Origin of the sequence: Brachybacterium ginsengisoli (genome assembly GCF_002407065.1) — a bacterium.
GTDB classification, from domain to species: Bacteria; Actinomycetota; Actinomycetes; order Actinomycetales; family Dermabacteraceae; genus Brachybacterium; species Brachybacterium ginsengisoli.
In genome coordinates this window covers 1367099-1388344 of record NZ_CP023564.1, presented here as the reverse complement: position 1 = coordinate 1388344, position 21246 = coordinate 1367099, and the positions used below count along the sequence as shown (strand labels likewise).

The window sequence follows — 21246 nt, the reverse complement described above, 5'->3', positions numbered from 1 at the left end:
AGGGCGGCGATCACAGGCCCAGATCCAGGGGTGCGGAGCGGTCCCGACGCATCTCCCGGACCCGGATGTCCCCGATCCCGTGGAGCTCGACCTCCTCGCCCTCGGAGAAGGAGAATCCGCCGGGAAGGGCCTGCTCGACGGCGGCGGAGGTCTCCGCGTCCACCGCGACGGTCCCGGGCCGTGCCACGGACTCCATGCGGGCGGCGAGGTTGACGATCGGGCCGAAGACGTCCCCGTAGCGGGAGAACATCGAGCCCCATGCCAGGCCCACCCTCACCGGGGGCAGGTCCGAGGACTCGGTGATGGTCTCGGCGAGGCTGACGGCGATCTGGGCGCCGTCCTCCGGCGTGTCGGCCAGGAACATGATCTCGTCGCCGACGGTCTTGACGACCCGGCCGCCGCCGACGGAGATGATGTCGCGGCTGAGGGACTCGAAGCGGCCCACCATGTCCGCCAGCTCGGTGCCGGGGAGGTCCTGCGCGAGCCGGGTGAACTGGACGAGGTCGGCGAAGCCGATGGCGCGCTGCAGCGGGAAGAGCTCGTCGGTGTCCCGGTGGAGCACCTCGCTGCCGGCCCGGGCCGCATAGGCGGAGAGCTGGCGGCGGAAGGTGAACATGACCTGCGACTCGAAGGTCTCCAGCAGCTCCGGGACGGTGTCGAGCATCTGCTGGCGCGCCTGGGAGTCGTCGAGGCCGTCGGCGTACTTCGCCTCGTCCACCAGCGCCTCGGTGATCCACATCGCCAGGCGCCCCATGTGGAAGCCCAGCCCGCGGGAGATGCTGGCGAAGGCGCGCTCGCTGATGACGCCGTCCTCGACGATCGCGGCGAGGTCCCCGATCGCATAGGCGTCCTCGTCGGTGAACACCACGGTGTCCTCGTCGACCGGGGTGAAGCCGAGCGACCGCCAGTACACGGAGGTGAGCCGCTCGGGGATGTCCTGCTGCTCGGCGAGGTCGCGCCGGGAGTACTTGCGCGGCCCCTGCAGCAGGATCTTCTCGAGCGCACCGACGCTGCGGCGCACGGCCGCGAAACGCCGGTTGAGGTCGAGGATCTCCTGATCTCCCAGGGATCCCGCCGCGGCGTCGTCCTCGGAGAGGTCCGGGAGCTCCGCGGTCTCCGCAGGAACGCTCTCCTGCGACGCCGACGGCTCCTGCCCCGAGAGGTCCCCCGTGGGGTCCTCGGGGCTCTCCAGGTCTTCCATGCCTCCGGTCACGTGCCGTGCTCCTCCTGCTCGTCGTCCGACGTCTCGCGGGTGATCGACCGGACGGGCCCGTCCGGTCGCAGATGCCGCACGTCGCCGATGTCCACGGCCGTCCGGCCGCCTCCTGCGAGGTCGACCACCAGACGGCCCTGCGCGTCGATCATCCGGGCGATGCCGTGCAGGGAGGGGGGATGCGCTCCGCCCGTTCCCGTCTCCCCCAGGGGGTCGACCCGCACCGCTCGCCCCAGTGTGAGACAGGTCATAGTGTAGCGGTCGTGCGTGCCCGCCGAGACGCCATCGCCGTGAGCGGACTCGAGATGGGCGAGCTCGGCCCCCAGGGCGAGGGCGAGCGCTGACTCCAGACGCTCCCGGAGCACGTCGATCGACTGCTCGCGCCCGGGGCGCAGACCGTCCTCGCCGCTCAGCCACGCCGCGCCGGGCACCGGGCTTCCGTCGTCCTGCGAGATCGGCCCGCTCAGGTTCAGTCCGATGCCCAGCAGCACGAGATCCGACCCGCGGCCCTCGACGAGGATCCCGCCGATCTTGCGTCCGTCCTCCGTGTGCAGGTCGTTCGGCCACTTCAGCCCGATCGGGGACTCACCGCCCCGCGGACCGCCGAGCACCTGCTCCACGGCGGCGACCGCGGCGACGCCGACGGCCAGCGAGAACCAGGTGCGCCGATCGGGCGCGAGCCGGGTGCGGTGGACATAGGTGAGGGCCAGGCTCGCTCCGTCCGGACTCGCGAAGGCGCGACCCAGGCGCCCTCGGCCGCGGGTCTGGTGCCGGGCGGTGAGCGCGAACGGCACGGCATGGCCGCCGACCGCGCGCCGTGCGGCCTCGTCCTGGGTGGAGGCGACCGTGTCGAGGCGGAGGATCTCGGGTCGCGGATGCTGTGCGGCGGCTGCCCGTCGATCCATCACGCCTCCCTCGGTCCGTCCTCGCGTCGCGCCCGTCGCGGCACCGTCCGACCGTGCGGAGGCGCTCGTCACCACGGGACCTGACCCCGCCGGCGGACGTGGGTAGCGTAGTATCCCGGTGTCCATCCGCCGGAACACATGGCCGCTCCATCGGCCGCAGCAGGAGGCTCCGTGACCGACGCCCCGAGGCCGCTCACCACCGCCCAGCGACTCGAGGACCTGCGCGAGCGTGATGCCGCCGCGGTCTCCGCCGCCGATGGGATCGCGGTGCAGAAGCAGCACGCCCGAGGCAAGAAGACGGCCCGCGAGCGCATCTCCGACCTGCTGGACGACGGCTCCTTCGTCGAGACCGACCGCTTCGTGCGCCACCAGGCCCGCAGCTTCGGCATCGATGCCAAGCGCCCCGACGGCGACGGCATCATCACCGGCTACGGCACCATCGACGGCCGCCAGGTCTGCGTGTACTCGCAGGACTTCACCGTCTTCGGCGGGTCGCTCGGCGAGGCCCACGGCCGCAAGATCCAGAAGATCCAGGACCTCGCGCTGAGCACCGGGGTCCCGATCATCGGGATCCTCGACGGCGGCGGCGCCCGCATCCAGGAGGGCGTGGCCTCCCTGGCGATGTTCGCCGGCATCTTCAAGCGGAACACCCGCGCCTCCGGCGTGATCCCGCAGATCTCCCTGATCATGGGGCCCGCCGCGGGCGGCGCCGTGTACTCCCCCGCGCTGACGGACTTCATCGTGATGGTCGAGAAGACCTCCCACATGTTCATCACCGGGCCCGACGTGATCCGCACGGTCACCGGCGAGGACGTCGGCTTCGAGGAGCTCGGCGGTGCCCGCACCCACTCCTCCCGCTCGGGGGTCGCGCACTACATGGCACCCGACGAGGCCGAGGCGATCGAGTACGTCAAGGACCTGCTGAGCTATCTGCCGGCCAACACGCTGAGCCCGGCGCCGTCGTTCCCGGCCCCCTTCGAGGAGGGCCTCACCGCGACGGACACCGCGCTGGACTCGCTGATCCCCGACTCCCCCAACCAGCCCTACGACATGCTCACGGTGCTGCGCACGGTGCTCGACGACGAGGAGTTCCTCGAGGTCCAGCCGCTGTTCGCCCCGAACGTGCTGGTGGGCTTCGGCCGCGTCGAGGGCTTCAGCGTCGGCATCATCGCCAACCAGCCCTCGCACCTCGCGGGCACGCTGGACATCGACGCCTCCGAGAAGGCGGCGCGCTTCGTGCGCCTGTGCGACGCGAACAACATCCCGGTGCTCACCTTCGTGGACGTGCCCGGCTTCCTGCCCGGCACCGACCAGGAGTACGGCGGCATCATCCGTCGCGGCGCGAAGCTCCTGTACGCCTACGCGGAGGCGACGGTCCCGCTGATCACCGTCATCACCCGCAAGGCCTACGGCGGCGCCTACATCGTGATGGGCTCGAAGGAGCTCGGCGCGGACATCAACCTCGCCTGGCCCACCGCGCAGATCGCGGTGATGGGATCGCAGGGTGCGGTGAACATCCTCCACCGCGGCGACCTGCGCGAGGTCACCGAGCAGGGCGGCGACGTCGCGGCGGCCCGCGCCCGGTACGAGGCGGAGTACGAGGAGCAGTTCGCGACCCCGTACACGGCCGCGGAGCGCGGCTGGATCGACGGCGTGATCCGTCCCGCCGAGACCCGGCTCGAGGTCGCCCGCGCCCTGCGCGTCCTGCGCACCAAGCGCGACTCCCTGCCCACCAAGAAGCACGGGAACATCCCGCTGTGAGCACCCCGGGGAACGAGCTCCCGCCGGCGGCGAGCGCGGCGCCCGACGGAGAGGACCCGGCGGCGCGTCCGTCCGACGTGCGCCTGGTGCAGGGCTACCTGCGCGACGACGAGCTCGCGGCGGTCGCCCTGGTGGTCTCGACGATGAGTGTGACCAGCCGCCTGGAGGCGGAGGAGCGGCTGCTCGCCGAGGGCCGCGGCGCGGGCGCCGGAGCCTGGAACGATCCCGTGCACGCCCATCCGCGCGCCCACGGGCTGCGCTCCCATCCCTCGGCCACCGCCTGGCAGTTCTCGGACCGCTGACCAAGATCCCGCCGCTGGTGGGATCGCCCTGGACGAGAGCCCGACCGGCTCTGGAGGCGGCCCCGGCACCGTTAGACTGCGCCGCATGCCCGAGACCTCTGCTGCCCCGTCGGCCGCGCCCGCGCCCCGCCCCGCCACCGCTCTGGACCGCCTGGCCGACGAGTACGTCGACCTGAGCGTCCGCCTGGACCCGTTCCTCGCCACCTCGCTCGGCGTGCCCGGCTACGACGCCGAGGTCACCGACTACTCCCCCGCCGCGAACGAGGAGCGCACCGAGGCCGCACGGACCCTGCTGCGCCGCGTCGCCGAGGTCGCCGACGAGGACGCCGTGGACGCCGTCACCCGCGCCGCGCTCACCGAGCGCCTGGGCCTGGAGATCGAGCGGGCCGAGAAGCGGCTCGACATCGCCGCGGTCAACAACCTCGCCTCTCCTCTGCAGTCCCGCGACGTGCTCGACCAGATGCCCACCGACACCGCCGAGGACTGGCAGGTGATCGCCGCCCGCATGGAGAAGATGCCCCGCTCCCTGAGCAGCTGGGTCGAATCCCTCCACGAGGCCGCGGAGCACGGCGTGATCTCCGCCCGCCGCCAGCTGCAGCTCGGTGCGGAGCAGGCCCGCGGCTATGCAGCACCCGACGGCTTCTTCACGACCTTCGCCGCCGAGGCCGTGGGCGATGACCCGCAGCGGGAGCGGGTGGCCGAGGCGGCCCGCACCGCCGCCCAGGGCTACCTGGACCTCGCCGACGCGCTCGAGGAGCTCGCCCCCTCCGCCCCCGAGAAGGATGCCCTGGGTCGCGACGCGTACGGCCTGGCCTCGCGCACCTTCCTGGGCACCGAGATCGACATCGACGAGACCTACGCCTGGGGCATCGCGGAGCTGCGCTCCGTGGTCGCGGAGCAGGAGGAGGTCGCCGCACGCATCAACGAGCGCGCCGGCAACGGTGCGGGTCGCTCCGTCGAGGCGGCGAAGGCCGCGCTCCGCGCCGACCCCGCCCGCGTGCTCCATGGGACCGAGGAGCTGCGCGAGTGGATGCAGCAGCTCAGCGACGCGGCGATCGAGGATCTCCGCGACACCCACTTCGACATCCCCGAGCCGCTGCGCCGCCTCGAGTGCCGCATCGCGAAGACCGGCTCCGGCGGCATCTACTACACCGGCCCCAGCGAGGACCTCAGCCGCCCGGGCCGCATGTGGTGGGACGTGCCCGCGGGCACCACCGAGTTCCACACCTGGCTCGAGACCACCACCGTCTATCACGAGGGCGTGCCGGGCCATCATCTCCAGGTCGGCATCCAGACCATGCAGGCCAGCATCCTGAACCGCTGGCGCGCCATGATGTGCTGGGTCTCCGGGCACGGCGAGGGCTGGGCGCTGTATGCCGAGCGGCTGATGGACCAGCTGGGATACCTCTCCGACGACGGCGACCGGCTCGGGATGCTCGATGCGCAGCGCCTGCGCGCCGGGCGCGTCGTGCTCGACATCGGCCTGCACTGCGAGCTGCCGATGCCCGAGGACCTCGCCGGCTCCGCGGGCGGCGAGTGGACCTACGACACGGCCTGGGACTTCATGAGCGCCCACTGGGGCGTCACCGAGGCGGAGCAGCGCTTCGAGCTGCACCGCTACCTGGGCTTGCCGGGGCAGGCCCCGTCCTACAAGATCGGTCAGCGCGTCTGGGAGCAGCTGCGCCACGACGCCGAGGCCGCCGGCACCGATGCGCGTGAGTTCCACCGCCGGGCGCTCGAGCTGGGCGGCCTCCCGCTCTCCGTCCTCGAGGAGGCCCTGCGATGAGCACCCCGATCCCCGCCGACGGCGTCGACCACGATCCCCTGCTGCTGCTCGCCTCCGCCTCGGCGGGCCGCCGCGCCACCCTGGACGCGGCGCGCATCGAGCACTCGGCCCTGCCCGTCGACCTCGACGAGGCGGCGATCCTCGAGCGCGCGCGGCGCGCGGCGGCGGAGTCCGGCGACGAGGCCTCCGCCCTCACCGCCGCGGACGAGGTGCTGCTGCTGGCCCGCGAGAAGGCGCTCGCGGCGACCTCCCGCAGCGAGGGCGGGTACGTGGTGCTCGGCTGCGACTCGATGCTCGAGCTGGACGGCGCGGTGATCGGCAAGCCGCTCACCGCCGAGCGGGCGCGGGAGCGCTGGCTCGGCATGCGCGGCCGCACGGCGGTGCTGCACTCCGGGCACTGGCTGGTCGACGACCGCGACGCGGAGGACGGCGGCACGGGCGCCACCTTCGGCGCGACGGCGAGCTGCGAGCTGCGCTTCGCCGATCTCTCCGAGGAGGAGATCGACGCCTATGTCGCCACCGGGGAGCCCCTCGGGGTGGCAGGCGGCTTCACGATCGACGGCCTCGGCGGCCCCTTCATCGAGCACGTCGAGGGCGACCCCCACGCTGTGGTGGGACTCTCCCTGCCACTGCTGCGCCGGATGCTCGCCGAGATCGATCTGGGTGTCCACGAGCTGTGGGCGGACACCGCCGATCCCGTCACATCGGACCCTGCCACCGACTGAGCCCGCTCGGTACTAGACTCGGCCCCTGCTGACCCCCTCGGAAGGACCCTACGCAGATGCCCGCTCGCACCAAGCCCCGCCCCCTGTCCACGGTGCTGATCGCCAACCGTGGAGAGATCGCGGTGCGGATCGCACGGGCCTGCCGGGATGCCGGGCTCCGATCGGTCGCCATCTATGCCGATCCGGATCGTGATGCCCTGCACACGCAGATCGCGGACGAGGCCTACGCCCTCGGCGGCACCACCGCCGCGAGCTCGTACCTCGTGGTCGACAAGATCCTCGACATCGCCGCGCGCTCCGGCGCCGACGCGGTCCACCCCGGCTACGGCTTCCTCTCCGAGCGTGCGGACTTCGCCCAGGCCGTGAAGGACGCGGGCCTGACCTGGATCGGGCCGTCGCCGGAGGCGATCGAGAAGCTCGGCGACAAGGTCTCCGCCCGCCACATCGCCCAGAAGGCCGGCGCTCCGCTGGTGGCTGGCACCAAGGATCCGGTGGAGAACTCCGACGAGGTCGTCGACTTCGCCCGTGAGCACGGCCTGCCGATCGCGATCAAGGCCGCCTTCGGCGGAGGCGGCCGCGGCCTGAAGGTGGCTCGCGAGGAGTCCGAGGTCCGTGAGCTGTTCGACTCCGCGGTGCGCGAGGCCGTCGCCGCCTTCGGCCGCGGCGAGTGCTTCGTGGAGCGCTACCTCGACTCGCCCCGTCACGTGGAGACCCAGTGCCTCGCGGACATGCACGGCAACGTCCAGGTGGTCTCCACCCGTGACTGCTCGCTGCAGCGCCGCCACCAGAAGCTGGTCGAGGAGGCCCCCGCGCCCTTCCTGACCCCGCAGCAGAACGCCCAGCTCATCAGCTCCTCGAAGGCGATCATGCGCGAGGCCGGCTACGTCGGCGCCGGCACCTGCGAGTTCCTGGTCGGCAAGGACGGCACCATCTCCTTCCTCGAGGTCAACACGCGCCTCCAGGTGGAGCACCCTGTGTCCGAGGAGATCGCGGGAGTGGACCTGGTGCGCGAACAGCTGCGCATCGCCGCCGGCGAGCGGATCAGCGACCAGGACCCCGCGGTCCGCGGTCACTCCTTCGAGTTCCGGATCAACGGCGAGGATCCGGGCCGCGGGTTCATGCCCGCGCCCGGACGGATCCAGCGCTTCGAGGCCCCGACGGGCCCGGGCGTGCGCCTCGAGACCGGCGTGCGCGCCGGCGACGAGGTCTCCGGCGCCTTCGACTCGATGCTGGCCAAGCTCGTCATCACCGGCGCCACCCGCCAGGAGGCGCTCGAGCGCTCCCGTCGGGCGCTCGCGGAGTTCCACATCGAGGGGATCCCGACGGTCCTGCCCTTCCACCGCGCGGTGGTCGAGGACCTCGCCTTCGCGCCGGCCGATCCCGAGCAGCCCTTCGCGGTGCACACCCGCTGGATCGAGACCGAGTTCGTCAACGAGCTGCAGGCCGCTCCCCTCCCCGGCCAGCCCGAGGAGGCCGAGGACCGCGAATCCGTGGTCGTCGAGGTCGACGGCCGCCGCGTCGAGATCAGCCTGCCCGCCTCGCTGCGGGCTCCCCAGGCCGCCGTGCGCCAGCGCCGCAAGCGCGGCCATCGCGCGGCCGGCGAGGTCGCCAGCGGCGGCAACAGCGTCTCCGCCCCCATGCAGGGCACGATCGTGAAGGTGGTCGCGGAAGAGGGCCAGTCGGTGGCCGACGGCGATCTGCTGGTCGTCCTCGAGGCGATGAAGATGGAGCAGCCCATCACCGCGCATCGCTCCGGGATCGTGAAGGGCCTGAGCGCCGAGATGGGCGCGACCGTCTCCGCCGGCGCCGTCCTGTGCACCCTCGAGGACTGACGGTCCCGCGCCGGGTGTGAGGGCACCGAACGGGACCTGACCTCACCGACGCGGTCGCTGTCGCAGACGCGGTAGCAGTCGACGTCGATCTTCTCGGTCGGAGCGGGCCCGCTCAGCTCTCCGGGGCGAGCGCCCGCTGTCGCGCCACCTCGGCCAGGGAGCCGGTGAGCGAGGGGTAGACGGTGAAGGTCCCCGCCACCTGCTCGGCGGTCAGCCGATGGGCGACCGCGAGGGTGTACGGCAGGATCAGCTCGCTCGCCCGGGGCGCGACCACCACGGCGCCGATCACGGTGTGCGAGCCGGGGCGCACGATGAGCTTCACGAAGCCCTCGGTGATGCCCTGCATCTTCGCGCGGGGGTTCGTGTCCAGACGCTGCACCATCACCTCGCCGGCCGCCTCGCCGCCGAGCACCTCCTGCTCGCTCACGCCGACCACGGCGATCTCCGGGCTGGTGAAGATCGCTGAGGAGACCTGGGCGGAGATCAGCGGCGAGACGGCGTCGCCGAGCGCATGGTGCATCGCTATCCGTCCCTGCATCGCCGCCACCGAGGCCAGCGGATACACCCCGGTGCAGTCGCCCGCGGCGTAGACGCCCCGCACCGAGGTGCGCGAGACGCGGTCGGTCTCGATGTGGCCGGACTCCCGCACCCGCACGCCGGCGCCCTCCAGCCCCAGATCCGCGGTCCAGGGGATCCCGCCGAGGGCCATCAGCACATGCGAGCCGGTGATCTCCTCACCGCTGGTCAGAGTCACCACCACACCGCCCTCTGTCCGTCGGGCGGTGGCGGCGCGGGACCGGGAGCGCACGGTGACCCCGCGTCGGGCGAAGGCGTCCTCGAGCACGTCCGCGGCCTCCGCATCGGTGCCCGGAAGCACCTTCTCGCGGGAGGAGACGAGGGTGACCTCGCTCCCCAGCGCCCGGTAGGCGCTCGCGAACTCGGCGCCCGTCACGCCGGATCCCACCACGATCAGGTGCTCGGGCAGCTGCTCCAGGTCGTACAGCTGCGTCCAGTTCAGGATGCGCTCCCCGTCGCAGGGGGCGCTGTCCAGCTCTCGCGGACGCGCGCCGACGGCGAGGAGCAGGACGTCGGCCTCGAGGGACTCCCGAAGCGCCCCGTCCGCGTCGAGCACCTCCACGCGGTCCGGACCGTCCAGCCGCCCGGTCCCGTCCACGACCCGCACCCCGGCGTCGGCGAGGCTCGCGCGGATGTCGGCGGACTGCGCGGCGGCGAGCTCCCGCACCCGGGCGTTCACGGCGGCGAGGTCCACGTTCAGGGAGTGCGCGGTGGGAGCGGTGCCGTTGTCGGCGTCGCGGATGCCGAGCTGCTGGGATCCGGCGACCAGATCCAGCACGTCGGCGGTGGCGATCAGGGTCTTGGAGGGGACCACATCGGTGATGACCGCCGCGCCGCCTATGCCGCGCTCCTCGACCAGGACGGTCTCGGCGCCGTGCCGGGCCGCGGTCAGCGCGGCCTCGTAGCCGCCCGGACCGCCGCCGATGACGACCACTCTGGGGCGGTCCCCCGCACTGGGGAGACGACGCGGGTCCGAGGGCAGGGCGGTGCTGGGATCGGTCACCCTGCCATTGTGGCAAAGCCCGCACCCCCGGGGGCCGTTCCTGCAGTTCCCGCGGCCTCGACGTGAGCTCCGCCGGGAGCGGCCGGCCGGCACCGCATGGACCGCGGCGGGGCGGCCACGCGACCGGCTCGTCTGCGCTACCTTCGGTCCATGACGACTTCCGCTCCTGACCCGTACCAGCTCGCCCGCGAGGCCGCGGCCGCCATCGCCGAGGCCAGCGGGGTCCCTGCCCACGATCTCGCCCTGGTGCTCGGCTCCGGGTGGTCCGGCGCCGCCGACCTTCTCGGCGAGACGGTCTGGCAGGCAGATGCCACCACGATCCCCGGCTTCCGCCCGCCGGCGGTCGCCGGGCACGTGGGCACGCTGCGCTCGGTCCGCGTGGAGGGCACAGAGGCGCGGGTCCTCGTGCTCGGTGCGCGCACCCACTTCTACGAGGGCGCGGGCGTGGACGCCGTCGTCCACGGGATCCGCACCGCCGCCGCGGCCGGCGCCCGGACCATGGTGCTCACCAACGGCTGCGGCGGGATCACCCCCTCCTGGACCCCCGGGACGCCGGTCCTGATCCGCGACCAGATCAACTTCACCGGTGCCACTCCCCTGGTCGGGGCGAACTTCGTGGATCTCACCGATCTCTACACCCCGGCGCTGCGCGCGATCGCCCACGAGGTCGACGGCAGCCTCGACGAGGGCGTGTACATGCAGTTCTCCGGGCCGAGCTACGAGACCCCCGCCGAGGTGCAGATGGCGAAGGTCATCGGGGCGGACCTGGTGGGCATGTCCACCGCGCTCGAGGCGATCGCGGCCCGCGAGGCGGGGATGGATCTGCTGGGCATCTCGCTGGTCACCAACCTCGCCGCGGGGATCAGCGGTGAGGCGCTGAGCCACGAGGAGGTGCTCGAGGCCGGTCGCGAGGCGGGCCCGCGCATCTCCCGCCTGCTGGCAGAGACCGTGCGACGGATCGTCGACGCCGGCGAAGCGGCGGGCTCGACCGCGGGCGCCTCGGCGTGAGCATGGACGCCGCGCTCCGCACCCGCGCCGAGTCCTGGCTCCAGGACGATCCCGACCCCGCGACGCGGTCCGCGCTCCAGGGCCTGCTCACCCAGGCCGAGGAGGGAGGCGCCGCGGCACAGGACGAGATCGCCGACGCGTTCTCCGCCGATCTGCAGTTCGGCACCGCGGGGCTGCGCGGCAGGATGGCTCCCGGCCCGAACCGGATGAACCTCGCCGTCGTCTCCCGTGCCGCGCGGGGGCTGGCGGATCATCTGCTGCAGGATCTGGGGCTGGACCGCCCGCGGGTGGTCATCGGCTTCGACGCCCGCTACAACTCGCAGGACTTCGCCCGGCGCTCCGCGGAGATCATGGCGGCGGCGGGCTGCGAGGTGCTCCTGCTGGATCGCTTCGGCCCCACTCCGCTGGTCGCCTTCGCGGTGCGGCACCTGGAGGCCGACGCGGGCATCGTGGTGACCGCCTCCCACAACCCGCCGGCGGACAACGGCTACAAGGTCTACCTCGGGGCGCGCGCCGCCGAGCCCGACGGACGAGGGGTGCAGATCGTGCCGCCCTCGGACGCGCAGATCGCGGCGCGCATCGCCGCCGTCGGCCCCGTGCGGGAGATCCCCGTGGACGGCACCGACGTGCAGCTCCTCGGCGAGCAGCTGCGCGAGGACTACCTCGCCGGGATCTGTGCGCTGCCGGACCCGGAGGGGCCGCGCGAGGTGCGGATCGTGCATACCGCGATGCACGGCGTGGGCACCGAGACCGCACTGGCCGCGCTCCACCGCACCGGCTTCGGCGAGGTGCACCCCGTCGCGAAGCAGGCCGACCCCGACCCCGACTTCCCCACCGTCGCCTTCCCGAATCCCGAGGAGCCCGGCGCGATCGACCTCGCCCTCGAGCTCGCCCGCACCCTCGAGGCGGACGTCGTGATCGCGAACGACCCCGACGCCGATCGCTGCGCCGCCGCGGTGCTGGACCCGCACCTCGGCGACTGGCGGATGCTCACCGGTGACGAGCTCGGCGTGCTGCTGGGCGATCACCTGATGCGTCGGCACGGCTATCAGGGCGTGATGGCCCGGTCGATCGTCTCCAGCCGCTGGCTGGGCGCTGTGGCAGAGGCCGCCGGGCAGCCGGAGGCGGCCACGCTGACCGGGTTCAAATGGATCACCCGCGCACCGGGGGTCGTCTTCGGCTACGAGGAGGCGATCGGCTACTGCGTGCTGCCCGAGGTGGTGCGCGACAAGGACGGCCTCTCCGCTGCGCTCATGGTCGCCGAGATGGCGGCCCTCGCCCACTCGGAGGGGAGCACGCTGATCGGCCGGCTCGACGAGCTGGCCGCGGAGCACGGTCTGCATTCCACCGCGCAGCTGTCGATCCGGGTCGAGGACCTCTCGCTCATCGGCGCGATGATGGAGCGTCTGCGGGCCGCTCCGCCCGGGGCGCTGCTCGGCTCGCCGGTGACGACGAACCAGGACCTCTCCGAGGGATCCGTGGAGACCACCGGGCTCCCGCCCACCGAGGGCGTGCTGCTGCTCAGCGAGGACGACACCCGCGTGGTGGTGCGCCCCTCCGGCACCGAGCCCAAGCTCAAGTGCTACCTCGAGCTGGTCACCGCGCTGCCTCAGGGAGTGACCGAGGCGCAGATCGGTGCGATCCGTCGGGAGGCCGTCGAGCGCCTCGAGGCGCTCAAGGACGAGCTGCGCAAGGTGCTCGGCGCAGCCTGATCCGCGCCGCCGGATCCCCGCCATGCGATCATCGCGGCACGCCCACGATGTGGCGTGCGCGGGGACGCTCCGTGACCCGAACGCCCCGAGGGGTCGTGCCCCGCGCTCAGGCCGCGGCGCGTCGCCGCGCGCGAGCCGCCGAGCGGAGGGAGAGCACCGAGACCACGATCGCGGCGATCGTGATCACCCCCGCGAACACGAGGTACCAGCCGACGGGGATGTGCGCGAGGGTCACGGTCCTCGTGGTGGTGTAAGTGGGGATCACCGTCGCCGTGTACGGCTCCTCCGCGAAGACGAGGTCTTCGGTGAAGGAATCCGGCGCACCCGAGATCTCGAGCTCGGTGACGGTCCAGTAGTAGGGGTGCTCCTCGCTCGAGGTGCCCGGTTCCGCGGTCTCGCCGGCCATCTCGCGCAGGGTCTCATCAGACCAGTGCCAGCCAAGGCCCGTCGGCGACCCGATCCACGGTCGGTCGATGCGCAGTGCCGCATTCGTCCCGCGCTCCACTCCCACCGGATCCTCGGCGAGCACGTAGAGATGCACCCTCTGCGCCGTCTCGGCGGCCTGGGAGAACCGCATCGGATAGACGAGCTCGTCGGTCGCGAAGTCGAAGCGGAGCGGCTCCACGTCCCCGGAGAGCACAGCATCCTCGGCATAGCGGATCGCGGTGAAGGTCCAGCCGTCCTCGGCGTACGGGTCGATCAGGGTGGAGAGGTCCTCCGCCAGCGCGTAGCCGTTCTCCTCGAGCCAGGTGCGTACGCCGTCGGCGTCGCCGCCGAGCACGGCGACCTCATAGTTCCCGATCTGCTCCTGGGAGTGGACGGTGGCTTTCCCGGGGGGCCCGGAGCCTGCACCGCCGAGTCCGCCACCTGCCCCGAAGCCCAGCGAGCCCCAGATGTCGTACTCGATCCTCTCGCGCGGTGCGGTCGCCGCGGCCATCTCACGCAGGGTGCCAGAGCTCCCGGCGGTCACCTCGGGCACCGTCGGGGTGGGCATCAGCAGTGTCGAGCCGACCCGCTCGGCGTCGAGCGAGAGGCCCATGACGATGGTCTCCATCCCGTCGCGCAGGGAGAGCACCGCCGTCTCCTCGAGGACGTTCGCATCGTGCCCGTCGCCGAGCGGGTCCACGAAGCCGCCGCAGCCGCAGGCCGCCGCCGGGGAGGCGGCGCCGAGAGCGACCTGGGCGAGGAGCACGAGCCCCGCGAGCAGCGCGCGGAGGGAGCGGCGTCGCGCAACTTCCCTCGCGGGCCTCGTGGCTCCCATGGCTCAGTAGCCGGTGCCGGTGCCGCCCTCGAGGATCGCCCTCGAGGAGGAGAGGCCCAGACGGCTGGCGCCCGCGGCGACCATCGCCTCGGCCGCCTCGCGGGTGCGGATGCCCCCGGAGGCCTTGACGCCGAGGCGGTCGCCGACGGTGCGGCGCATGAGGGCCACGACGTGCTCGGTCGCGCCTCCGGCGGGATGGAAGCCGGTGGAGGTCTTCACGAAGTCCGCCCCGGCGCGCTCGGCGGCCTGGCAGACGGCGACGATCTGCTCGTCGTCCAGCGCCGCGGACTCGATGATCACCTTGAGCACGACGGGCGACGGGGCCGCGTCGCGCACCGTGCGGATCTCGTGCTCGACGGCGTCGTACTCGCCGGCGCGCGCGAGCCCGACATTGAGGACCATGTCGACCTCGTCGGCGCCCTTGGTCGCCGAGTCGCGGGCCTCGAAGGCCTTGACCTCCGGGGCGTGCTGGCCGGAGGGGAAGCCGCAGACGGTCGCGACCTTCACGGTGGTCTGCACGGGCAGCATCGAGGGGGAGACGCAGATCGAGTAGGTCCCCAGCTCCTCCGCCTCGCGCACCAGCGCGGCGACATCCGCGGCGGTGGCCTCGGGCTTGAGCAGGGTGTGGTCGATGAGGCCCGCGAGGGCCGAGGGGTCCGAAGAGTTCATGGTCCGATTTTCGCACGTCGCCGCCCTGCTCGCACGGCGATCGGCGGCGTCCGACGGGCGGGGCGCGGACACCGTGAGCCCACCTCTCTGCCTATATGATAGGTTGCTGTCGTCGGTGCGAGGGAGCATGCAGGTCCCGCAGCGCAGCGACCATCCCATCCCACCTGCCAGGAGATCTGTCGATGTCGACGCCCACTCCCCCGCAGAGCGCCTCCCCGGCCTCGAGCGCCCCGCAGTCCGCCACCCTCTCGGCCGATGTCGATCCGTACCTGATCGACGGCACCCAGACCACCGAGCCGCCCCGCACGCTGCGCGGCAAGCTGCGCTTCCTCGGCCCGGGCATGATCACCTCCGCCGCCGTCGTCGGCTCGGGCGAGCTGCTCACCGCGACCGCCCTCGGAGCCCAGGTGGGCTTCATGCTCCTGTGGCTCGTGCTGGTCTCCACCTTCCTCAAGGTGTGGGTGCAGATCGAGCTGGCCCGCTGGTCCATCTCCACCGGCCGCGTGGCCCTGGACGGCTACGACGACGTGCCCCCGCGGATCGCCGGTCGCGGATGGATCTCCTGGCTCGTGCTGTTCATGTTCCTGCAGTTCTTCATCGGCCAGGCAGGCGTCATCAGCGCCTCCGCCTTCGCCTTCAGCACCCTGTTCCCGATCGGCCCGGACCCCTACTCGCTGCTCTCGATCGGCGTCTGGGTGGCGATCCTGGTGGTCGTCGCCATCGCGATCCACGTCGCCAACCGCTACGCGGTCGTCGAGAACATCTCCACGGTGCTGGTGCTGCTGGTGACGGCCTTCGCCATCACCATGGTGTTCCTCCTCGGCGGCACCGAGTTCGCCTGGACGCTCGGCGACCTCGGCGAGGGCATGCGCTTCCAGATCGCGGCGGGCGCCTTCGGCGTCGCGCTGGCGATGTTCGGCATGACCGGCGTCGGCGCCGGAGAGACCACCGCCTACACCTACTGGGTGGTCGAGAAGGGCTACGCCGCCTGGACCGGCCCGAACGACGGCACCGAGGGCTGGATCTCCCGCGCCCGCGGGTGGATCTCCGTGATGAAGGTCGACGCCTGGGTCTCCTGGGTCATCTACACCGTCTCCACCGCGGCCTTCTACATTCTCGGCGCGGCCGTCCTGCACCCCCAGGGGCTGGTCCCCGAGGGCAACGAGGTCATGGTGACGATCTCGTCCATCTTCGACTCGGCCGTGGGCCGCTGGGGCGCGGTGCTCTTCCTCATCGGAGCGGGCCTGGCCCTGTTCAAGACGATCCTCGCGAACGTGCCGAGCCTGGGCCGCCAGGTGGGGCACACCCTCGCGATCTTCGGCGCCTACGACTGGAGCGACCAGAAGACGCGCATCCGCTGGCAGCGGGTCATCATGATCGTCCTGCCGATCGTGTGGGGCGTGCTGGGCACCGCGATCTCCTCGCCGCTCGCGCTGGTGATCATCGCCGGGATCCTGAACGCGATCTTCCTCATCGGCGCGGCGGTCGCCACCCTGTACCTCTCCTACACGCAGACGGACCCGCGGATCCGCGACGGGGTGCCCACCATGGTGATGCTGTGGATCTCGGCGGTCGCCATCACCTTCGTCGGCATCTACGGCCTGATCAACTCGTTCTGACCCCTTCGGTGCCCGGGTCCCCCGGCCCGGGCACCGTCGCCTCATCCCCCTCAGGATCATCCCCTCAGGAGCTTCCCCATGGACGACCTCGGCGCCACCGCCTGGAACTACCTCGCCTCCTCCTCCCCCGCCGGAACCGGAGGGACGATCGAGCGGGAGTCCCTGGCGGACCGCGCCCGGAAAGCCGTGCTGGAGCTCATCGACCGGGAGCACCTCGCGGCCGGGGATCCGCTGCCGTCCACCGGTGCACTCGCCGAGCGCTTCGGCGTCTCCCGCCCCGTGGTCCGCGAAGCCCTGAGCGCCCTCGCGGCGCTGGGCATCATCGAGGTCAGCAACGGCCGCAGCGCGACGGTCCGTCCCCTGGATCCCCACCTCGTGCGCTTCTACCTCTCCCGCGCCCTCGGGGAGTCCCGCAGCGACAGCTTCTCGACCCTCATGGACCTGCGCGGGCCGCTCGAGGTGCGGGCCGCGCGCCGAGCCGCGGAGGGCCTCGCCGCATCCGGCGAGGACGGAGCCGAGGAGCGGGCGGCGCTGCAGCAGCTGCGGGCCCGACTCGACGACTCCCTGCAGGACTCCGAGCTGTACCCGCAGCTGGACCTCCAGCTGCACCAGGAGATCGCCCGCCTCAGCGGCAACCGGGCCCTGCACGGCCTGCTCGAGGCGGTGAGCGTCCCTCTGTTCCGCGCCATGCAGGATGTCCGCGCCGAACGCGACCTGCACGGGCTCGTCGGCTCCGAGCACGAGGACCATCTGCAGATCATCGATGCGATCCTCGCCGGCGACCCGGAGGCCGCCGCGGCCGCGATGGAGCACCACATGCGCTCCGTCGAGAACTTCACGACCGCCCCTCTGATCACCTCCTGACCACCCGCTCACCGCCCAGAACCTCCAGCAGAAAGGCCGCTCCCCCGTGCGTGCACTCGAGATCCATGGCGTCGAGGACCTCCGCGTCGTCGACCGTCCCGTCCCCGACCTCGGACCCGACCAGGTGCAGATCCGGGTCGAGTGGGGCGGCATCTGCGGCTCCGACATCGCCTATTGGCGGCGCGGCGTCTCCGGCACCGCCGTCATGTCCCACCCCTTCGTGCTCGGCCATGAGGTGTCCGGTCGGGTGCTGGCGGTCGGCGCGGAGGTGACCGGTCTGCAGGAGTCGCAGCCCGTCACGGTGCATCCCGCCCGCACCACCGGTCCGCTCCCCGCGCGCCTGGCCGGACGGGACAACCTCCACCCGCATCTCACCTATCTCGGCTCCGCGGCCCAGGATCCCCACACCGACGGCGGCTTCGCCGAGGTGATCACGGTGGACGCCGACCAGGTGATCCCGCTCCCCGAGGGTCTGGACACCCGCCGCGCCGTGCTCGCCGAGCCGCTCGGCGTCGCGATGCATGCGGTGCGCCGCGCAGGCGAGGTCCGGGGCGCGCACGTCCTGGTCGCCGGCTGCGGGCCGATCGGGCTGCTCGTGATCGTGGCGGCCCGCGCCGCCGGTGCCGACCGCGTCACCGCCGTGGACCTCGCCGCCCCGGCGCGCGAGCGGGCCCTCGCGGTGGGCGCCGATGAGGCGCTCGAGGGCGCGCAGGGCATGGACCCCGCCGTCACCGTCGCCTTCGAGGCCTCCGGCGCTCCGGCGTCCCTGGACGCGATCCTGTCCTCGATCGCCCGCGCCTCGGTGGTGGTGCAGGTCGGCAATCTGCCGCCCACCCCGGTCTCGGTCGCCCTCGGACCGATCGTCTCCAAGGAGATCGACTACCGGGGCACCTACCGCTTCGTCTCCGAGATCGAGGAGGCGGTGGCCCTGCTGGCCGCCGACGACCTCGCCGAGCACGTGATCAGCCACGTCCTCGACCTCGAGCAGGCCGCCGCGGCCTTTACCGCGCAGGTGTCGGATCCCACCAGCAGCAAGGTGGTGCTGCGCATCGGCTGAGCCGCCGGGGCGACCGTAGAATGGTCCTCCGTGACCACCCCGCCGCCGCCCGGATCCCCTCGCCGCATCGTCCTGCTCACCGGCCCCTCGGGGAGCGGGAAGGGAGTGGTGTCCCGCCGCGCGGGAGTGCCGTCCCTGAACCTGGACGACTTCTACCGGGACGGCGACGATCCCTCGCTCCCCCGCCGCTTCGGGATCACGGACTGGGACCACCCGGCCTCGTGGGACGCCGGAGCGGCGCTGGCCGCGCTCACGGCCCTGGCGCACGACGGGGTCGCCGAGATCCCCACCTACTCGATCGCGCAGTCACGTCGCACCGGCAGCACCCGCCTCGAGGCCGGGGACGCTCCCCTGCTGATCGCCGAGGGGATCTTCGCGGCCGAGCTGATCGCCCCTCTCGCCGCCGCCGGGCTGCTGGCGGAGGCGATCGTGCTGGATCGGCCCGTGCCCGTCGTGTTCGGCCTCCGCCTCGTGCGCGACCTCCGGGAGCACCGCAAGTCCGTGCCGATCCTGCTGCAGCGCGGCACCGCCCTGGCCCGTCAGCAGCGCGCCGACATGGAGGGCTGGGTGGGCTCGGGTCTGCTACCCCTCGGCCTGCGCGCGGCGGTGCGCCGGATGCGCGAGCTGACCGCCCACGCCGAGGCGGAGCGGTACTCCCGTGTGGTCTCCGCGACTCCGCAGCGGCTGCGGATCGCAGCGGTGTGCTTCCTGCGGGAGGCAGCACCCGGGGCCGGCCATCGCACCGAGCTGCTCTGCGTGCGCAAGCACGGCACCGGCTCCTGGATGCAGGTGGGCGGCAAGCTCGACGGCGAGGAGAGCGCCCGCGAGGCAGCGGTGCGCGAGGTCGACGAGGAGATCGGGGTCCGGCTGCGGAGCGCCGACCTCGAGGAGCTCGGCGTCTTCGAGGCCGTGGCGGCGAACGAGCCCGGGACCGTGGTGCACGCCGAGGTCTTCGTCAGCCGTCGGCCGCTGCCCGAGCCGCTCGCGGTCCGGGCCGAGCTCGCCGAGCATCGGTGGATCCCGCTGGAGCAGGAGGCCCGGCAGGGCGCCGGGCGCCTCGCCCCGCTGATGGTCGAGCACATCCTCCCGGCCCTACGTCTGCAGGAGGCCCGGCAGCGCGCAGCGGACGGCGAGGACGCGGAGGGCCGGACGGGATGATCCCGTCCGGCCCTCCGTGTCCTGCGGGAAGGCTCAGGCGATGCGGTCCATGACGATGCGACGGTCGCCGAGTCGGGTGCCGGGTGCGCCGAGGCTCCAGGAGCCCTCGATCGCCTCGACCGCTCGCGCGACCCGCTCGGGGGTGTCGGTGTGCAGCCGGGCGAGCACGTCGCCGGCGCGGACCTCGTCCCCCAGGTGCTTCTCGATCTCGACGCCGGCGGCGGCCTGCACGGCCTCGCCCGGGCGGGAGCGGCCCGCACCCAGCCGCCAGGCGGCGACGCCCACGCCCATCGCGTCCAGGCCCGTGACCACGCCGTCCTCGGTGGCGCGGACCTCCTCGACGTGCTTCGCCGTGGGCAGCGGGGCGTCCACGTCCCCGCCCTGTGCGGAGATCATGGCGCGCCAGGAGTCCATCGCACGGCCGTCGGCGAGCGCGGCCTCCACGTCGGCGTCGTGCACGCCGGAGGCGGCGAGCATCTCCCGGGCCAGGGCGCAGGTCAGCTCGACCACATCGGCCGGGCCGCCGCCGGCGAGCACCTCCAGGGACTCGCGCACCTCGAGGCCGTTGCCGGCCGTGCGACCCAGCGGGGCGGACATGTCGGTGAGCAGGGCGACGGTGCGCACCCCGGCATCGGTGCCGAGCTCGACCATGGTGCGCGCGAGCTCGCGCGCGTCGGCCTCGTCCTTCATGAAGGCACCCGCGCCGGTCTTCACGTCGAGGGTCAGCGCAGCGGTGCCCTCGGCGATCTTCTTGGACATGATCGAGGAGGCGATCAGCGGGATCGCCTCGACCGTCCCGGTGACGTCGCGCAGGGCGTAGAGCTTCTTGTCCGCCGGAGCGAGGCCCGAGCCGGCCGCGCAGATCACGGCGCCGGCGCTCTCCAGCTGCGCCATCATCTCCTCGTTGGACAGCGCCGCGCGCCAGCCGGGGATCGCCTCGAGCTTGTCCAGCGTGCCGCCGGTGTGGCCGAGCCCGCGCCCCGACAGCTGCGGGACGGCGACCCCGAACGAGGCCACCAGCGGAGCCAGCGGCAGGGTGATCTTGTCGCCCACGCCGCCGGTGGAATGCTTGTCGGTGGTGGGCTTGGACAGGGCGGAGAAGTCCATCCGCTCGCCGCTGGCGATCATCGCCGCGGTCCAGCGGGCGATCTCGGGCCGCTCCATGCCGCGCAGGAAGATCGCCATGGCGAGCGCCGCCATCTGCTCCTCGGCGACGACGCCGCGGGTGTAGGCGTCGATCACCCAGTCGATCTGGCCGTCCTCGAGGCGGCCGCCGTCACGCTTGGTCCGGATGACGTCGACGACGTCGAAGGGCTCGACCGCGGGGGCGGTGGAGGTCATGGGGTTCTCCTCGGAAGGTCAGGGGGTGAGGTCGGCGGGCCCGAAGGCCTGCGGGAGCACCTGCTCGATGCTGCGCGGGCCCTCGGGGGTGAGCACCACCAGGTCGGGGGCGGCGTGCTCGGAGAGCAGCTGACGGCAGCGGCCGCAGGGCATGACCACCGGCCGCTCGTCGCGGGCGAGGCTCTCGTCCCCGCCCACGCAGACGAAGCGCGTCAGCGTCCCGCCGCCGCCGGCGACGAGCTCGCTGATCAGTCCGCACTCGGCGCAGAGGGTGACGCCGTAGCCGGCGTTCTCCACGTTGCAGCCGCGCACCAGGCGACCGTCGGCGGTGAGCGCCGCGGCGCCCACCCGGAAGTGCGAGTACGGGGTGTAGGCCCGCTCGGCGATCTCCCGGGCGATGCCGAGCAGCTCCGAGAACTCGGCGGGCTCCCTCTCCTCGGTGCGGTTCATCGCG

General features: G+C 72.7%; 18 protein-coding genes. 11 read left to right on the top strand and 7 right to left on the bottom strand.

The window, feature by feature from the left end:
• Positions 1-10 precede the first annotated feature (10 nt).
• Both CFK41_RS06125 and CFK41_RS06120 read right to left on the bottom strand, forming a co-directional pair.
• Complete coding sequence (locus CFK41_RS06125; protein WP_096798861.1) at positions 11-1213, bottom strand: adenylate/guanylate cyclase domain-containing protein; 1203 nt, start codon at positions 1211-1213, stop codon at positions 11-13.
• The gene (locus tag CFK41_RS06120) at positions 1210-2118 is read right to left on the bottom strand and encodes a biotin--[acetyl-CoA-carboxylase] ligase (protein WP_096798860.1); all 909 of its coding nucleotides are present in this window, start codon (positions 2116-2118) and stop codon (positions 1210-1212) included. The genes CFK41_RS06125 and CFK41_RS06120 overlap by 4 nt, the downstream gene beginning before the upstream one ends.
• A 171-nt stretch (positions 2119-2289) precedes the next feature.
• Between CFK41_RS06120 and CFK41_RS06115 the strand changes: the two genes are divergently transcribed.
• The 5 genes from CFK41_RS06115 (at position 2290) to CFK41_RS06095 (ending at position 8524) form a co-directional block, all read left to right on the top strand.
• Positions 2290-3879, top strand: coding sequence for an acyl-CoA carboxylase subunit beta (locus CFK41_RS06115; protein WP_096798859.1), 1590 nt, complete (start codon positions 2290-2292; stop codon positions 3877-3879).
• On the top strand, positions 3876-4181 hold the full coding sequence (locus tag CFK41_RS06110) for a hypothetical protein (RefSeq protein ID WP_096798858.1): 306 nt from the start codon (positions 3876-3878) through the stop codon (positions 4179-4181). The genes CFK41_RS06115 and CFK41_RS06110 overlap by 4 nt, the downstream gene beginning before the upstream one ends.
• An 85-nt stretch (positions 4182-4266) precedes the next feature.
• Positions 4267-5967, top strand: coding sequence for a DUF885 domain-containing protein (locus tag CFK41_RS06105; protein WP_096798857.1), 1701 nt, complete (start codon positions 4267-4269; stop codon positions 5965-5967).
• The gene (locus tag CFK41_RS06100; protein ID WP_096798856.1) at positions 5964-6692 is read left to right on the top strand and encodes a Maf family protein; all 729 of its coding nucleotides are present in this window, start codon (positions 5964-5966) and stop codon (positions 6690-6692) included. Before CFK41_RS06105 ends, CFK41_RS06100 begins: the two co-directional genes overlap by 4 nt.
• A 56-nt stretch (positions 6693-6748) precedes the next feature.
• A complete protein-coding gene (locus tag CFK41_RS06095; RefSeq protein ID WP_096798855.1) occupies positions 6749-8524 on the top strand; it encodes an acetyl/propionyl/methylcrotonyl-CoA carboxylase subunit alpha in 1776 nt (591 codons plus the stop codon).
• Between the two features lie 112 nt (positions 8525-8636).
• Here CFK41_RS06095 and CFK41_RS06090 read toward each other — a convergent pair whose 3' ends face one another.
• Entirely contained in the window at positions 8637-10103 is a 1467-nt protein-coding gene (locus tag CFK41_RS06090) for an NAD(P)H-quinone dehydrogenase (RefSeq protein WP_227873225.1), read from the bottom strand.
• Positions 10104-10253: 150 nt separating this feature from the next.
• Here CFK41_RS06090 and CFK41_RS06085 point away from each other — a divergent pair, with 150 nt between their 5' ends.
• Complete coding sequence (locus CFK41_RS06085) at positions 10254-11111, top strand: purine-nucleoside phosphorylase (RefSeq protein ID WP_096800963.1); 858 nt, start codon at positions 10254-10256, stop codon at positions 11109-11111.
• A 2-nt stretch (positions 11112-11113) separates the two neighbouring features.
• Positions 11114-12823 carry a phospho-sugar mutase gene (locus tag CFK41_RS06080; protein ID WP_151904690.1) on the top strand — a complete coding sequence of 570 codons (1710 nt, stop codon included), beginning with the start codon at positions 11114-11116 and terminating at the stop codon, positions 12821-12823.
• A 106-nt stretch (positions 12824-12929) separates the two neighbouring features.
• On the opposite strand, the gene CFK41_RS06075 is transcribed toward CFK41_RS06080, so the two are convergent.
• Both CFK41_RS06075 and deoC read right to left on the bottom strand, forming a co-directional pair.
• A complete protein-coding gene (locus CFK41_RS06075; RefSeq protein ID WP_096798853.1) occupies positions 12930-14084 on the bottom strand; it encodes a DUF2330 domain-containing protein in 1155 nt (384 codons plus the stop codon).
• Between the two features lie 3 nt (positions 14085-14087).
• On the bottom strand, positions 14088-14753 hold the full coding sequence (gene deoC / locus CFK41_RS06070) for a deoxyribose-phosphate aldolase (RefSeq protein ID WP_096798852.1): 666 nt from the start codon (positions 14751-14753) through the stop codon (positions 14088-14090).
• A gap of 182 nt (positions 14754-14935) precedes the next feature.
• Between deoC and CFK41_RS06065 the strand changes: the two genes are divergently transcribed.
• The 4 genes from CFK41_RS06065 (at position 14936) to CFK41_RS18040 (ending at position 19451) form a co-directional block, all read left to right on the top strand.
• Complete coding sequence (locus tag CFK41_RS06065; RefSeq protein WP_096798851.1) at positions 14936-16372, top strand: Nramp family divalent metal transporter; 1437 nt, start codon at positions 14936-14938, stop codon at positions 16370-16372.
• A 78-nt stretch (positions 16373-16450) separates the two neighbouring features.
• On the top strand, positions 16451-17236 hold the full coding sequence (locus CFK41_RS06060) for a FadR/GntR family transcriptional regulator (RefSeq protein ID WP_096798850.1): 786 nt from the start codon (positions 16451-16453) through the stop codon (positions 17234-17236).
• Positions 17237-17282: 46 nt separating this feature from the next.
• A complete protein-coding gene (locus CFK41_RS06055) occupies positions 17283-18293 on the top strand; it encodes an L-idonate 5-dehydrogenase (protein WP_096798849.1) in 1011 nt (336 codons plus the stop codon).
• Between the two features lie 30 nt (positions 18294-18323).
• Positions 18324-19451, top strand: coding sequence for an NUDIX domain-containing protein (locus tag CFK41_RS18040; protein WP_227873224.1), 1128 nt, complete (start codon positions 18324-18326; stop codon positions 19449-19451).
• Between the two features lie 33 nt (positions 19452-19484).
• Here CFK41_RS18040 and CFK41_RS06045 read toward each other — a convergent pair whose 3' ends face one another.
• Complete coding sequence (locus CFK41_RS06045) at positions 19485-20792, bottom strand: thymidine phosphorylase (RefSeq protein WP_096798848.1); 1308 nt, start codon at positions 20790-20792, stop codon at positions 19485-19487.
• Between the two features lie 18 nt (positions 20793-20810).
• A complete protein-coding gene (locus tag CFK41_RS06040) occupies positions 20811-21242 on the bottom strand; it encodes a cytidine deaminase (protein ID WP_096798847.1) in 432 nt (143 codons plus the stop codon).
• Positions 21243-21246: the final 4 nt, after the last annotated feature.

What these genes read in the sequence shown, in the direction of transcription:
- CFK41_RS06120 (WP_096798860.1), bottom strand. Translation starts at nt 2,118, where the DNA reads ATGGATCGACGGGCAGCCGCCGCACAGCATCCGCGACCCGAGATCCTC.
- CFK41_RS06105 (WP_096798857.1), top strand. Translation starts at nt 4,267, where the DNA reads ATGCCCGAGACCTCTGCTGCCCCGTCGGCCGCGCCCGCGCCCCGCCCC.
- CFK41_RS06100 (WP_096798856.1), top strand. Translation starts at nt 5,964, where the DNA reads ATGAGCACCCCGATCCCCGCCGACGGCGTCGACCACGATCCCCTGCTG.
- CFK41_RS06095 (WP_096798855.1), top strand. Translation starts at nt 6,749, where the DNA reads ATGCCCGCTCGCACCAAGCCCCGCCCCCTGTCCACGGTGCTGATCGCC.
- CFK41_RS06085 (WP_096800963.1), top strand. Translation starts at nt 10,254, where the DNA reads ATGACGACTTCCGCTCCTGACCCGTACCAGCTCGCCCGCGAGGCCGCG.
- CFK41_RS06080 (WP_151904690.1), top strand. Translation starts at nt 11,114, where the DNA reads ATGGACGCCGCGCTCCGCACCCGCGCCGAGTCCTGGCTCCAGGACGAT.
- CFK41_RS06075 (WP_096798853.1), bottom strand. Translation starts at nt 14,084, where the DNA reads ATGGGAGCCACGAGGCCCGCGAGGGAAGTTGCGCGACGCCGCTCCCTC.
- deoC (WP_096798852.1), bottom strand. Translation starts at nt 14,753, where the DNA reads ATGAACTCTTCGGACCCCTCGGCCCTCGCGGGCCTCATCGACCACACC.
- CFK41_RS06065 (WP_096798851.1), top strand. Translation starts at nt 14,936, where the DNA reads ATGTCGACGCCCACTCCCCCGCAGAGCGCCTCCCCGGCCTCGAGCGCC.
- CFK41_RS06060 (WP_096798850.1), top strand. Translation starts at nt 16,451, where the DNA reads ATGGACGACCTCGGCGCCACCGCCTGGAACTACCTCGCCTCCTCCTCC.
- CFK41_RS06045 (WP_096798848.1), bottom strand. Translation starts at nt 20,792, where the DNA reads ATGACCTCCACCGCCCCCGCGGTCGAGCCCTTCGACGTCGTCGACGTC.
- CFK41_RS06040 (WP_096798847.1), bottom strand. Translation starts at nt 21,242, where the DNA reads ATGAACCGCACCGAGGAGAGGGAGCCCGCCGAGTTCTCGGAGCTGCTC.